The organism is Sodalis sp. RH22, from assembly GCF_047324165.1.
Classification (GTDB): Bacteria; Pseudomonadota; Gammaproteobacteria; order Enterobacterales; family Enterobacteriaceae; genus Acerihabitans.
On sequence record NZ_CP178731.1, the window covers coordinates 2,922,905 to 2,937,145 of the forward strand.

Annotated in this window: 14 protein-coding genes; 1 reads left to right on the forward strand and 13 read right to left on the reverse strand. The window is 59.9% G+C overall.

Going from position 1 to position 14,241, the window contains the following annotated elements; all coding sequences use genetic code 11:
• Positions 1–45 precede the first annotated feature (45 nt).
• Genes nadR through serB form a run of 3 tightly spaced genes read right to left on the reverse strand, consistent with a single transcriptional unit; the run spans position 46 to position 3,757 of the window.
• Complete coding sequence (nadR, locus tag ACL2XN_RS13335) at positions 46–1,275, reverse strand: multifunctional transcriptional regulator/nicotinamide-nucleotide adenylyltransferase/ribosylnicotinamide kinase NadR (protein WP_410016483.1); 1,230 nt, start codon at positions 1,273–1,275, stop codon at positions 46–48.
• Between the two features lie 60 nt (positions 1,276–1,335).
• Positions 1,336–2,721, reverse strand: coding sequence for a DNA repair protein RadA (radA, locus tag ACL2XN_RS13340; protein ID WP_410016484.1), 1,386 nt, complete (start codon positions 2,719–2,721; stop codon positions 1,336–1,338).
• Between the two features lie 58 nt (positions 2,722–2,779).
• Positions 2,780–3,757 carry a phosphoserine phosphatase gene (gene serB, locus ACL2XN_RS13345; RefSeq protein ID WP_413722104.1) on the reverse strand — a complete coding sequence of 326 codons (978 nt, stop codon included), beginning with the start codon at positions 3,755–3,757 and terminating at the stop codon, positions 2,780–2,782.
• A 111-nt stretch (positions 3,758–3,868) separates the two neighbouring features.
• On the opposite strand from serB, the gene ACL2XN_RS13350 reads away from it, so the two are divergent.
• Complete coding sequence (locus tag ACL2XN_RS13350) at positions 3,869–4,564, forward strand: YtjB family periplasmic protein (protein WP_413727174.1); 696 nt, start codon at positions 3,869–3,871, stop codon at positions 4,562–4,564.
• A gap of 94 nt (positions 4,565–4,658) precedes the next feature.
• Here ACL2XN_RS13350 and deoD read toward each other — a convergent pair whose 3' ends face one another.
• The 10 genes from deoD to ACL2XN_RS13400 form a co-directional block, all read right to left on the reverse strand.
• Positions 4,659–5,378 carry a purine-nucleoside phosphorylase gene (gene deoD, locus ACL2XN_RS13355; protein WP_413722103.1) on the reverse strand — a complete coding sequence of 240 codons (720 nt, stop codon included), beginning with the start codon at positions 5,376–5,378 and terminating at the stop codon, positions 4,659–4,661.
• Between the two features lie 78 nt (positions 5,379–5,456).
• Positions 5,457–6,686 (reverse strand): phosphopentomutase, encoded by a 1,230-nt coding sequence (gene deoB / locus ACL2XN_RS13360; protein WP_410016488.1) that lies wholly within the window; start codon positions 6,684–6,686, stop codon positions 5,457–5,459.
• A 114-nt stretch (positions 6,687–6,800) separates the two neighbouring features.
• Complete coding sequence (deoA, locus tag ACL2XN_RS13365; protein WP_410016630.1) at positions 6,801–8,129, reverse strand: thymidine phosphorylase; 1,329 nt, start codon at positions 8,127–8,129, stop codon at positions 6,801–6,803.
• Between the two features lie 83 nt (positions 8,130–8,212).
• Positions 8,213–8,992: a deoxyribose-phosphate aldolase gene (gene deoC, locus ACL2XN_RS13370; protein WP_413722101.1), complete on the reverse strand. Its 780-nt coding sequence runs from the start codon at positions 8,990–8,992 to the stop codon at positions 8,213–8,215.
• A gap of 301 nt (positions 8,993–9,293) precedes the next feature.
• Entirely contained in the window at positions 9,294–10,082 is a 789-nt protein-coding gene (locus ACL2XN_RS13375) for a TatD family hydrolase (RefSeq protein WP_410016490.1), read from the reverse strand.
• Positions 10,083–10,322: 240 nt separating this feature from the next.
• Positions 10,323–10,484, reverse strand: a complete 162-nt coding sequence (locus ACL2XN_RS13380; RefSeq protein WP_162364050.1) for a DUF1328 domain-containing protein — start codon at positions 10,482–10,484, stop codon at positions 10,323–10,325.
• Positions 10,485–10,651: 167 nt separating this feature from the next.
• Entirely contained in the window at positions 10,652–11,248 is a 597-nt protein-coding gene (gene osmY, locus ACL2XN_RS13385) for a molecular chaperone OsmY (RefSeq protein WP_410016491.1), read from the reverse strand.
• A 414-nt stretch (positions 11,249–11,662) separates the two neighbouring features.
• The gene (gene prfC, locus ACL2XN_RS13390) at positions 11,663–13,252 is read right to left on the reverse strand and encodes a peptide chain release factor 3 (RefSeq protein WP_410016492.1); all 1,590 of its coding nucleotides are present in this window, start codon (positions 13,250–13,252) and stop codon (positions 11,663–11,665) included.
• Between the two features lie 111 nt (positions 13,253–13,363).
• The gene (gene rimI / locus ACL2XN_RS13395; protein WP_410016493.1) at positions 13,364–13,807 is read right to left on the reverse strand and encodes a ribosomal protein S18-alanine N-acetyltransferase; all 444 of its coding nucleotides are present in this window, start codon (positions 13,805–13,807) and stop codon (positions 13,364–13,366) included.
• Positions 13,776–14,189: a DNA polymerase III subunit psi gene (locus tag ACL2XN_RS13400; RefSeq protein WP_410016494.1), complete on the reverse strand. Its 414-nt coding sequence runs from the start codon at positions 14,187–14,189 to the stop codon at positions 13,776–13,778. Before ACL2XN_RS13400 ends, rimI begins: the two co-directional genes overlap by 32 nt.
• Between the last annotated feature and the right edge of the window lie 52 nt (positions 14,190–14,241).

Consider the following 14,241-nt stretch of genomic DNA (forward strand, 5'->3'; position numbering starts at 1 on the left):
CGCAGGCAACCTTTGCGGGGGTTTAGCTTGCGGCTGGCGCCAGGCTTACCGTTGCCCCAGCAGGTCCCGCACCAGATCGATGCATTGCAAAAAGCGCTGGTCGTAGTCCGGCGCGTCGATGCGCACAAAGGGAATATTATTCGCGTTCAGCAGGTCCTCCAGCAGCCGCTGGAAACCGTCGCGATCCACCGGATTGCCCAGGCTGCGCAACCCGTCGGCCACCCAGGGCGTATTATTCTTTAATAAAATAACCAAATCAAAACGGTACTCGTCAATCATCGCCTGAACAAAGGGGTGCTCGCGGCCATGGTAGCGTTTGCAAAACGCCTGGCTGGTAACGAAATCCGTGTCGATAAACGCCACTTTATTGGCGTATTTCACCGCGAAGTCGATATATTGCGCCTGGCCCAGGGCGATCTTGTCGTAGTCGGAATACTGCAGCGCCATTTCATCGCCGCCCAAATGGGAGAAGATGTATTCACGGCCGTACTCCCAGGCGCTGCTGGTATTAAAGATATTGGCCAGTTTATTGACCATGGTGGATTTACCGCTGGACTCGCCGCCGATTAACGCCACGGTGCGGACAAAGAACGGCTTGACCTCGGTCGGGATATATTCCCAATAACGGAACGGATCCTGGCGGATTTGCTCGCCGCTGATCGACATAAACGACCGGTTGGGGTCGACCAGTATGGTCTCGATGCCCAAATGCTCGCGGTAGCGCGAAACATCCCGCGCTTCGCTTGAATAGATAAACCCCGGCGCGATGCCCTTCTCTTTCATAAAGGAGGTAATGCCGCGGCTCCAGACATCCCAGCCGTGCGGATAAGGCTCCATGCCTTGCTCGTTAAAGGCGTGGATATGGATATTCTTCTGGTATTTAAAGGTTTGCAGCAGCCAGCGCAGCCTGTCGCTGACGGTGGGCTGCTGCGACATGGCGCTGTCTTCAAATAATTTGCGATCGCGCGGCTCGTCGTAGCCGAGGATCACGTGCAGCTCGTCCACCTGGCTGCACGCCCGCTGGATCAGGTAGATATGGCCGGTATGCAGGGGATAGAACTTGCCGAAAATAACGCCGATTTTCCTTTCCCGCCGCGGAAACTCCAGCCCGAGGAAACGGTGGATGGCCTCCAGCTTCTGCGCGCTGGGGCTTTTGATTTTGGCGTTCAGCAACTGGCTGAGGTAGCCTTTGGTCATGCCGCTGGCCTCGGCGACCTGCTGTAGGGTACATCCCTGTTGTTTAATCGCACTCTTCAGGTAATCGAATGACGACATACGCCTCCCTCTGATGGCTTAAGCAAAAATCCGCATGGCGTCAGCCGGTAAACGCGCCGGTCATTCAAGCTCGGCAAGGATGTCCAGCGCGTCGGCCAGCTTTTTCACGCCAAAAATCTGCATATTGTCCTGCGCTTTTTTCGGCACATTGGCAAAGGGCACGATGGCGCGGCGAAAACCGTGCTTGGCCGCCTCCGCAATGCGCTCCTGGCCGCTGGGCACCGGGCGGATCTCGCCGGCCAGCCCCACTTCGCCAAATACCACCAAATCCCGCGGCAACGGACGATCGCGCAGGCTGGACACCATCGCCAGCATCAGCGCCAGGTCGGCGCTGGTTTCCGTCACCTTGACGCCGCCGACCACATTGACAAAGACATCCTGATCGGCCATTTGCAAGCCGCCGTGGCGATGCAGCACCGCCAGCAGGATCGCCAGACGGTTTTGCTCCAGGCCCACCGCCACCCGGCGTGGATTGGCCAGCATGGAGTGATCCACCAGCGCCTGGATTTCCACCAGCAGGGGACGGGTGCCTTCCCAAACCACCATCACGCTGCTGCCGGGCGTCATCTCCTCGCCGCGGCTGAGAAAAATGGCCGACGGATTGCTGACTTCCCGCAACCCCTGTTCGGTCATGGCGAACACCCCCAGCTCGTTCACCGCCCCAAAGCGGTTTTTATGGCTGCGCAGGGTACGGAAACGGGAGTCCGAATCACCGTCGAGCATGATGGAACAGTCGATGCAGTGTTCCAGTACCTTGGGGCCGGCCAGGGAGCCATCCTTGGTCACGTGGCCGACCATCAGGATCGCCACGCCCTGGGTTTTGGCGAACCGGGTCAGGTAGGCGGCGGTTTCCCGCACCTGCGAAACGCTGCCCGGCGACGACTGGATGTCCGCCATATGCATCACCTGGATGGAATCGATCACCATCAGGCGCGGCTTTTCCTCGGCGGCAATCAGGCAAATTTGCTCGATACTGGTCTCCGAGAGCATGTTCAGGCCGCCCGTGGGCAGCGCCAGCCGGTGCGCGCGCATGGCGACCTGCTGCAACGACTCCTCGCCGGTGACATACAGCGTTTTCATCTGTTCGGACAATTTACACAGGGTTTGCAGCAGCAGGGTGCTTTTACCGGCGCCGGGGCTGCCGCCGATCAAAATGGCGCTGCCCGGCACCACGCCGCCGCCCAGCACCCGGTCGAACTCCTTGAACCCCGTGGAAAAACGGGGCAGTTCCTCGGGACTGATATCCGCCAGCCTGCGCACCCGGCTGACGCCGGCTTCGCCGGAATAGCCGCTGAAGCGGTCGTTACGCACGGCGGCGGGGGTAGACGCCACCCGGACCTCGGTGATGGTATTCCAGGCTTCACAGGCGCTGCACTGGCCCTGCCAGCGCGGATATTCCGCCCCGCATTCATTACAGACAAATGCCCGTTTCGCCGCTTTAGCCACAATGACCTCGGAAATGAGAAAACAATGAAGACCCGCCTAGGGAACACATGGCGGCCGCCTAGCGCTCTTCATTCTTAAGATTGCCGGTCAGGATACACAGCACGCCCAGCAGATCCGCATGGCGGATAATGACCTTACTCTGCTTATTCACCTTGGGCTTGGCATGATATGCGATACCCAGGCCCGCAGATTGTAGCATCAACAGGTCATTGGCGCCGTCGCCGATGGCCACCGTCTGGTGCAGCGGGATTTCCAGCCGCTCCGCCAGGGTGGTCAGCATGCGGGCTTTATAGGCGGCATCGACGATGGGCCCCACCACCTCGCCGGTGAACTTACCGTCGCGGATGCCCAGTTCATTGGCCGCCACGGCGACCAGGTGAAACCGGTCGCGCAGGTAGTCGGCGAAATAGGTAAATCCGCCGGAAGCGATGGCTATCTGCCAGCCCAGGCTTTGCAATTTGGTCACCAGGGAGCCCAGGCCCGGCGTCAACGGTAAACTGTCCCGCACCTGGCGCAGGATATCGGCGTCGGCGCCCTTAAGGGTCGCCACGCGCTGGCGCAGGCTGGCGGCGAAATCCAGCTCGCCGCGCATGGCGCGTTCGGTAACGGCGGCGACTTCCTCGCCCGTGCCCGCCAGTTTGGCGATTTCATCAATGCATTCTATCTGGATGGCGGTGGAATCCATGTCCATGACCAGCAGTCCGGGGGCATGCAGATGCGGCGTTTTGCCAAACGGCGCGACATCCAGCTCCATCTCCGCGGCCAGCTGCGCGGCCAGCCCGGTCAGCGGACCGGCCAGCCTGACCACCTGGTAGTCTTCAACATGCCAGGCGGAGACGATAACCATCGCCGCGCCCAGGCGACGCTGGAAACGGGTAAGGGAAAATTTATCCAACGCCTTGCCGTACAGCAGCCAGCCGGTATGACCGGCCCGGTAATCCAGCGGCATGACCTCGTCGCCGCTTAATGATAACGGGAGACCCGGCCACTGTGAAATCCCGGCGGGGAGATCGCAGTACGTCAAACTAATAGGCATCAATCACTCCTGTAGTCATGGATAACCGTCATGATAAAACATCGCGCATCAAGCTATCCTATCGTCGACGCTTCTGGCAACATAAAGCGTTCAGAATAGTAAAGGAATCCCATGCTCCGGGCCAGACACTCGTTTCGTTTACACCGCACCGCCATCGTGCTTATCTGCGTGACGCTGCTGGTCTTCCTGATGCAGGGCGCGTCCTGGTTCAGCCTGAGCCATCAAATGGCCCGCTCGGCGCAGGTGGATGAGCTGGCCGGCACCCTGATAGGACAGCTGGCGGGGCAACTGGCGCCGCTGATGGCCGACAGCGAGGAAAACAATGCCCCCATCCAGTCGATACTGGATACGCTGACCAAGGGCAGCCGTATCCTGGATGCCAGCGTATACAGCATGGACGGGAGCCTGATAGCCCGCGCCGGGGAGACCATTAGCGTGCGCGACCGGCTGGCTATCGAACACCAGCGCGCCGGCAGCTATTTTAACCATCAGCTGGTGCGTACCATTATCGATAAGGACGGGCCCAGCGGTTTTATCCGCCTGACCCTTGATACCCATGTGCTGGAAACCGAAGCCAAACAGGTGGATAACACCACCAACCTGCTGCGCCTGATGATTCTGCTGGCGCTGGCCATCGGTATTATCCTGGCCCGCACCCTGCTGCAAAACCGCCGCAGCCGCTGGCAGCAGTCCCCGTACCTGCTGACCGCCAGCACGCCGTTGGCGGAACGCAAAGGGGACGAAAACGACGCGCCGGCCCCGGCTGCGGCCACGCCCGATGATCCTGCGCGGACCAAAACCGACTAAGCGCGCGCATCAGGCACGCCTTGCGCCGTTGCCAACCTGCGCGTCTTGACCGGCGGAACAGCGCGTTGACGCCTTGCCGCCGGCCGCGTGGTCTTTATGCCGCGTCGCCGCGCAGCACCGACTCCAGCGCGATTTCGATCATCTCGTTAAACGTGGTCTGGCGATCCGCCGCGCTTAAGGCCTCGCCGGTACGGATATGGTCGGACACGGTGCAGATGGCCAGCGCCCTGGCGCCGAATTCCGCGGCCACGCCGTAGATACCGGCGGCTTCCATTTCCACGCCCAGGACGCCGTATTTTTCCATGACGTCGAACATCTGCGGATCGGGGGTGTAAAACAGATCCGCCGAGAACAGATTGCCGACGCGCACATTGACCCCCGCCGCCTTGGCCGCGTCCACCGCGTGGCGCAGCAGGTCATAATCGGCAATGGCCGCAAAGTCATGATCCTTAAAACGCATGCGGTTAACCTTGGAATCGGTGCAGGCGCCCATGCCGATCACCACGTCGCGCACATTGACATCGCCGCGCAGCGCGCCGCAGGACCCGACCCGGATGATCTGTTCAACCCCGAACTCGGTAATCAGCTCCTTGGTGTAAATGGAGCAGGACGGGATGCCCATGCCGTGACCCATAACTGAAATGGCCCGGCCTTTGTAGCTGCCGGTATAACCCAGCATGCCGCGGACGTTATTAACTTCGCGCGGTTGCGTGAGAAAGTTATTGGCGATGTGCTGCGCCCGCAGCGGATCGCCGGGCATCAGGACCACATCGGCAAAATCACCTCGTTCAGCGTTAATATGCGGCGTCGCCATGTTGGTTTTCCTTATACTCAATAATAAAAAATAACGTTGTCCCGGCCCGCGCCGGGACAGGCAAAATCCTGACTACCTTCATGCCTGGAGGATGGATTTACCATAATCCATGGGTGTCAGGCCAAAATAATCCGCCACCGTCTGGCCGATATCGGCGAAGGTCCGGCGGTGCCCATAGGACCCCGGCCGGATGGCGGGGCCGTAGAGTAACACCGGCACGTGCTCGCGGGTATGATCGGTGCCGCGCCAGGTGGGATCGCAGCCGTGATCGGCGGTCAGAATGATCATATCCTCGCCGGTCACCCGCGCGAGCAGTTCCGGCAGGCGGCGGTCGAACAGCTCCAGCGCCGCCGCATAGCCGGCCACGTCGCGGCGGTGGCCATAGGATGAATCAAAATCGACAAAGTTGGTAAAGACGATGGTGTTATCGCCCGCGAGTTCCATTTCACGCAAAGTAGCGTCGAACAGCGCATCCAGGCCGGTGGCCTTGATTTTTTTAGTGATGCCCACCTGGGCGTAGATATCGGCGATCTTGCCCACCGACACCACCTGCCCGCCCTTTTCTTCCACCAGCTTTTGCAATACCGTGGCGGAGGGCGGCTCCACCGCCAGATCATGGCGGTTGCCGGTGCGCTGGAAATGACCGCTTTTATCGCCGGTAAACGGCCGGGCGATCACCCGGCCGATATTGTAGCCGCCGGCGGTCAGCATCTCCCGGGCCAGCTCGCAGAGGTCGTACAAACGTTGCAGGCCGAACCGTTCTTCATGACAGGCTATCTGGAAAACCGAATCGGCGGAGGTATAGAAAATCGGCTTGCCGGTACGCATATGCTCCTCGCCCAGTTGATCCAGGATCACCGTGCCGGAAGAGTGACAGTTGCCCAGATATCCCGGCAGCCCGGCATCGGCGACCAGCCGGTCCAGCAGTTCCTGCGGGAAGCTGTTCTGGGGATCGGGGAAATAGCCCCAGTCAAACATCACCGGTACCCCGGCAATTTCCCAATGTCCGGACGGGGTATCCTTCCCTGAGGAGATTTCGCTGGCGTAGGCATAGGCGCCGATAATGTCCGCGTCGCGGTCAAGCCCCGGGGGAAAATGCCCGGTGGATTCCTCGGCGGCCTTTCCCAGTCCCAGGCGCGACAGGTTGGGCAGCCGCAGCGGTCCGCTGCGGCCCTGGTTGGCCTCGCCGCGCTGGCATCGTTCAGCAATATGGCCCAGGGTATCCGAGCCGCTGTCGCCGAATTTTTCCGCATCCGCGGCGGCGCCGATGCCGAACGAGTCGAGCACCATGATATAGGTACGTTTCATTGTCTTCTCCAACTGATTGATCCGCCCGCCGGATAAGGGCCCCGGCCCGGCGGATCAGAAAAAATCGCATGTATCCCGGCGAACGATATCGTCGCCGGAAGCGTCCCCACGCAGTCAGTCATCCGCCGCGATACGCCGGTAAATCACCGGCAGGGCTTCAGGCGGCTGCGGCGTGAGGGTAATGGCCGCGCGCACCGTCTCCGCCGCCTGCATCCAGCCGGCTTCGCTGGCGGCGTGGATATTCGCCAGCGGCTGTCCGGGCTGCACCGCATCGCCCAGGCGCGCCATGTCGGTTAAACCGACGCTATAGTCGATGGCATCGCCGGCGCGCCGGCGCCCGCCGCCCATAGCCACCACGGCCAGGCCCAGGGCGCGGGTGTCCATGGCGCCGATAAAACCCGCTTGTTCGGCGAGCACCGGCTTGCTCAGCGTGGCTTTGGGCAAATAGTGCTCATAACGGCTGATAAAATCATGCGGACCGCCCTGTGCCGCGATCATGCGGCCAAAACGCTCCGCCGCTTCCCCGTTGTCCAGTACCTGCTGCAGCCGCGCCATCGCCAGCGGTTCGGTGGCCGCCAATCCCGACGACACCATCATTTCGCTGCACAAGGCCATGGTGACCTCATACAGTCTGGGATTACGCTGTTCGCCGGTAAGGAAGCGCACCGCCTCGCGCACTTCCAGGGCATTGCCGGCGCTGGACGCCAGGACCTGGTTCATATCGGTCAACAGCGCCGTGGTCTTGCACCCGGCGCCGTTGGCGACGCCGACGATAGCGCGCGCCAGCGCTTCGGACTGCGGGTAATCGGGCATCAACGCCCCGGATCCGACTTTCACATCCATCACCAGCGCATCCAGGCCCTCGGCCAGTTTTTTGGCCAATATCGAGGCGGTAATCAGCGCAATGGAATCCACCGTGGCCGTGATGTCGCGGACGGCGTAAAACCGTTTATCCGCCGGCGCCAGGGAGTTGGTCTGGCCGATGATCGCCACGCCGACCTGTTTTATCATCGCGCGGAACGCCTGATCGTCAGGGAAAATATTCAGCCCCGGGATCGATTCGAGCTTATCGAGCGTGCCGCCGGTATGGCCCAGTCCGCGGCCGGAAACCATCGGCACGTAGCCGCCGCAGGCGGCAATCATCGGCCCCAGCATCAGCGAGGTGACATCACCCACGCCGCCGGTCGAATGCTTATCCAGCACCGGCCCGCCCAGGGCGCTGTTCTGCCAGTTAAGCACATGGCCCGAGTCGCGCATCGCCAGCGTCAGCGCCACCCGTTCCCGAATATCCATGTCGCGGAAAAAAACGGTCATCGCCAGGGCGGCGATCTGCCCTTCCGAAACCGTATTATCGCGGACCCCATTGATGAAAAACCGAATCTCTTCTTCACTCAGCGGCTCGCCGTCGCGTTTTTTACGAATAATTTCTTGTGCCAGGAACACGGTTACCCCCTGCAAAACAAAAATGGCTATCGCCCGGAAACGGGCGGGTTTGTCATTGCCTTCTCCAATGCTCAATCAGGGGATCAATAACCGTTATCCGTGACCTGCATATCCTGGCCCAATACGGTGAGCAGGCTGGCCAGCAGGCTTGATGCGCCGAAGCGGAAATGCCGGGCGTCAGCCCACAGCGGCCCCATGATCCGGTCCGCCAGCGCCAGGTAGGCCGCCGCTTCCGCCGCGGTGCGCACGCCGCCCGCCGGTTTTACGCCCACGTGCGCGCCGACGCCTTTGTCATGGATAACCGACAGCATGATTTCAACGCTTGAAAGCGTGGCATTGACCGGCACCTTGCCGGTGGAGGTTTTAATAAAATCAGCGCCGGCGTCGATGGCGATTTCGGCGGCGCGCCGGATAAGCTCCGGACGGCGCAGCTCGCCGGTTTCCAGGATCACCTTCAGCAGCACGCCGCTGTCGGCGCACAGCGCCTTGCAGCCGGCGACCAGATCAAATCCCAGTTGTTCATTGCCGGCCATCAGCGCCCGGTAGGGAAACACCACATCGACTTCATCCGCGCCGTAGGCTACCGAAGCGCGTGTTTCCGCCAGCGCAATGGCGGCATCGTCATCGCCATGGGGGAAATTGGCGACCGTGGCAATCCGAATGTCCGGCGTGCCCTGGCGCTGCAAGGCGCGTCTGGCGATGGGAATAAAGCGGGGGTAGATGCAAACGGCGGCGGTATTGCCGGCCGGGCTTTTCGCCTGTCGGCACAGGCTGACGACGCTGTCGGCGGTATCGTCATCATTCAGGGTGGTAAGATCCATCAGACCCAACGCACGGCGGGCCGCAACGGTTAAATCAATCATAATACTCTCCAACTTTTCGGTGTGGCGACGTAGCAACCGAATCTGTAAAAGGGGCGTCATGGCTATCGCTATAACGCGCCGTAACGTTGGCGAGCGGACTTGGTTCCATGAAGAAAGACCCGGAACCATGCTGATTTCCGGGCGTTAAAGATCCCTCTCACCGCATAAGCCTGAATCAAAGACGCAGGGTAAACGCATCCTGCCTTACGCGCTGGCTCTATTTTTCCACAATCGACGATAATAAGCTGCTTAAGGATTGAGATTTATGCGTGCGATCCCGATTATCAGCCGGAAAATTTTGCTATTGACAGGGCAAACCGAATAAATCCAGGGTATTGCGGTATATTATTTCGGCAATCTGCTCCGGCGGCTCCGGCCTGAGCGCGCATAACGACGCAAAGGTCACGCGCAGGCGTTCGGGACGATTGGCCTGCCCCTGAAAGCCGGACACCGGCATATCGGGCGCGTCGGTTTCCAGCAGCAAGCGGTCCAGGGGCAGCCTGGCCATTACCTGGCGTGTTTTATTGGCGCGCTCATAGGTAATGGTGCCGCCGACGCCGATATAATAACCCAATTTGGTAAACGCCACCGCCTGCTCGTAGCTGCCGGCGAACCCGTGCACCACCCCGGTGCGCGGTAAATCATGGCGCCGCAAAATCTGCGCCAGGCGATCGTGGGTGCGCCGGGAATGCAGGATCACCGGCAGATCATGGCGGCCGGCTAACTGGAGTTGGGCCGCCAATAACGCTTCCTGGCGCGGCATCATGGGCTCCGCCATATAATTGTCCAGGCCGATTTCCCCCACCGCCACCAGTCGTGGATGAGGCCGGCGCAAATGATGCGCCAGGGCCGACAGCCCGGCGTCATCATGGCGGGTGATGGCGATGGGGTGCAGGCCCAGGGCGGCATACAGCGCCTCATGGGCGTCGGCCAATGCCAGCACGGCGGCAAAGCGCTCCGCCTCCACCGCCGGCACGATAATGCGCTGCACGCCGGCCGCGGCGGCCAGGGCGAGGCTGTCGGTTTCGTGACCGCTGAAGGGGGCAAAATCAAAATGGCAATGGGTATCGATAAAGACCGGATTTATCATGGCGTATTACCTGCGCGTGCCTGGCGCACCCAAAAGGGAGGAGAAAAAGTAAATAGTAGCATCTTTAGCACGTGCGCGGAGAGGAAAGGGAACCACGGATTAACGGCTGGGAGGGGTGGTGCGCGGGGACCTGAAAAACGCTCCGGAGAGGTCGTCAACATGATGCGTATTGACTCCCTCTCCGGATAATAACCCTATCTATCGGTTACTGCTTAACGGACCGGGGGCCCGCTGATAAGGCTACATACGGCGACGGCCGGTAAACAGGCTTATCAGGAACAGGATAATACCCACGACGAAGACGATTTTAGCCGCCCATGCCGCCGTGCCTGCCAAACCACCGAACCCTAATGCTGCCGCAATCAAGGCAATGACCAGAAAAATAATGCCCCAACGAAACATAAGCTTCTCCTTACCCAAATGATGGAAATACAATTCTCGTGTTACCGGGAAACACGGACGTTAAACGCCCCGGACCGGCTTAATACTATTGGTTTTGCCGTACACGGTATCGCCCTGCGCTGCGCACCGGCAACGCAAAGCGACATTGACCGTTGGTTCTTTAGAGATTAGTACTTAAGATCGTTTTTGACACTTTTCACGCCGTCAACTGCTTTGGCGACGCTTTCGGCGCGCGAGGCTTCACGGGCATTTTTAACGTGGCCGCTCAGTTGCACGATGCCGTCGGACGTTTCCACTTTCACGTTGCGGGACGGGACGATGCTATCGGCAAGCAGCTTGGCTTTCACTTCGCTGGTAATCGCCGTGTCGCCGGCATAGGTTTTCACCGAAGCGTTGGTCGTTTCCTTCACGTGCAGCTTGTCGCTGACCGAGGTCACGCCTTCAACGGATTTGGCGGCGGTAACGGCGCGTTCAGCCTGGGCCTGGTTGGTCACAAAGCCGCTCAGGGTCACTACGCCGTTATTGGTCACCACGGAAATGTCGGTGCTGTTGATACCTTTATCGCCGACCAACGCGCTTTTCACCTTGGCGGTTACCGCGCTGTCGCCCATATAGTTTGAGGCGGTCTTCATCGTATTATCGATTTTGGCGCCGGTGCTGTTCGCCTCTGTCTTGATGGTATCGTTAGCCATCGCGGTGGAAGCCGCCAGGATGGAACCTAAAACCATAGCCGTGAGCGTTTTTGTCATCGTGATCTTATTCATTGATGTTTCCTTTTTAACTTGCCACCCGAATCAGGGTGTTTTCGCCACAAATAGCGGCCGGTCTAACTGCCTCCCGCGTTCGGCTGGGGAAGCATCCAAAAATGCAGAAATACCGCTCTCGTGATAAAGAGCAGCGTATCATACTGATTTGCACGGTTTTATTAGCTTATTTAACCGCTCCGTCAGAGACAATTTAACTATAGACTAGAAATAACAAATTGCATTGTTATCCGGGAAAAAAAGCTTAAATCCAATGATTAAGCAAGGATTTAGGAACATTCCGCACCCCGGCGCGGACATAACCATTCCGGCCGCAAGGCGCGGCGCGACAGGAAAGGCGGTGGATTCCGTCCCCACGCCGCGGCTAAAAAAGGCGGGCGCGCGGGGACGGGCGAAAAACCCGCGCCGGGAGGATCAATGCTCGCGGGTTTTGTGGAAATGGATGTCGGGATAGCGTTCCTGGGTCAGGTTGAGGTTAACCATGCTCGGAGCAATATAAGAAAGGTTATCGCCGCCGTCCAGGGCCAGGTTCAGTTCGTTCTTGCGCTTGAACTCCTCGAGTTTTTTCACATCGGCGCATTCGACCCAGCGGGCGGTGGACACATTGACCGACTCATACAGCGCCTCGACGTTGTATTCGCTTTTCAGGCGGGCCACCACCACTTCAAACTGCAACACCCCGACCGCGCCGACAATCAGGTCGTTGTTGGTCAGCGGGCGGAATACCTGAACCGCGCCCTCTTCCGACAGCTGGACCAGCCCTTTCAGCAATTGCTTTTGCTTGAGCGGGTCGCGCAGGCGGATACGGCGGAACATTTCCGGCGCGAAGTTGGGGATGCCGGTAAACTTCATGTCCTCGCCCTGGGTGAAGGTATCGCCAATCTGGATGGTGCCGTGGTTGTGCAGGCCGATGATATCGCCGGGATACGCCTCTTCGATATGCGAGCGGTCGCCGGCCATGAACGTCAGCGCATCGGCAATCACCACATCCTTGCCCGTGCGGACCTGGCGCAGCTTCATGCCGGTTTCATAGCGTCCCGACACCACGCGCATAAACGCCACGCGGTCACGGTGTTTCGGGTCCATATTCGCCTGGATCTTAAACACAAAGCCGGTAAATTTTTCTTCATCGGCGGTGACGACGCGGGTATTGGTCTTGCGCGGCATCGGCGGCGGCGCCCATTCAACCAGGCCGTCCAGCATATGATCGACGCCAAAGTTGCCCAAGGCGGTGCCGAAAAACACCGGGGTCAGCTCGCCGCGCAGGAAAGCCTGCTCTTCGAACTCGTGCGAGGCGCCCTGCACCAGCTCCAGCTCCTCGCGCAGCTGCGCCGCCAGATCCTCGCCGATGGCCGCGTCAAGATCCGGATTATGCAACCCCTTGACCGTGCGCACTTCCTGGATGGTATGGCCTTTACCGGTCTGGTAAAGATAGGTCTCATCCTTGTAGAGATGATAAACCCCTTTAAACAGCTTGCCGCAGCCAATGGGCCAGGTGATGGGCGCGCAGGCGATGCGCAGCTCGTGTTCGACCTCGTCGAGCAGTTCCGTCGGATCGCGGATATCGCGATCGACCTTGTTCATAAAGGTCAGGATCGGCGTATCGCGCAGGCGCGTCACCTCCATCAGTTTACGGGTACGATCTTCGACGCCTTTCGCGGAGTCGATGACCATCAGGCAGCAGTCCACCGCCGTCAGCGTGCGGTACGTATCTTCGGAGAAATCTTCATGCCCCGGCGTATCGAGCAAGTTTACCAGGGCGTCCCGGTAAGGGAATTGCATCACCGAGGTGGTAATGGAAATGCCGCGCTGCTTTTCCATTTCCATCCAGTCGGATTTGGCATGATGGCTTGAGCCGCGGCCCTTTACCGTACCGGCGGTAAGAATGGCGTGCCCGAATAACAGCACTTTTTCGGTGATGGTGGTTTTACCGGCGTCGGGGTGCGAAATAATCGCAAAAGTGCGCCGAGCCGCAACTTCCGCGGCGTAAGTGGCATTCTTCATCTTCTGTTTCTCGATGGGTACATACAAATTATGGGCTGGATCGCTGGTGCTAGATTCTACATGGAGAAAGTGCGCATTGATAGTGTGCGCACTGGCGCGCGGCGGTGCGGTTCACCCCAGCGGCAGCGCCATGATGATGGCATCCTCGCGCCCGACGGCGGACGGGTAGTAATCACGGCGCACCGTGACATCGTTAAAGCCAAGGGACCGGTACAGCGCGATGGCGGGCCGGTTGGATTGCCGCACCTCCAGCCACAGCGTCAGGATATCTCGCTGTTCCAATTGGGCGATGAGATGTTCCAGCAACGATCGGCCCAGGCCGCGGCGCTGGAAATCCGGATGCACGGCAATGTTGAACAGCGTCGCCTCGTCCAGCACGGTCTGGGTGATGGCGAACGCCGCCAGGGTATCCGCCACGGTCAGCTTGAGATTCAGGTAACGCTCGCCCTGGTTGCTGGCAAAGGTTTTCGCCGTCCAGGGGAATGCGTGGCTGGCCTGCTCTATATGCCAGGCGGCGGCCAGGTCAGAGACCGTCAGCGCGGAAATCTGGTTCATGATGACAAATCTGCCGCCAAAGATCGCGCTTGGCTGCTGCGTTGCCCAGCAGTTCAGCCAGCGGCGGGGTGAAAAGGGAGACACCGGACAGGGGACGCGTCGCCTCGCGCCCGAGCCACCAGCTATGGCAGCGGGTGTCTTCCGGCAGCATCGCCACCTGTTCCGGCGTGAGCGGATACAGCTGACCGGGCGCAAGATCCAGGCTGCGCGCCACATCGCCCACCAGGGGATGGTCGATGGGCGGCAAGGGGCTGGCTATCAGCAGCAGGCGGACATCGGCGGGCAGGACGACCGCCACTTCTCCCTGCAGGGACGCGGGGCGTCGCAACGCCCATTGCGTGATGCCCAATTGCTGTAACTGCCAGTCTCGTCTCGACGCCATACTGATCCTATTCGCGGTCGTTGCATATCAATCCATCGCACATCAGGCGATA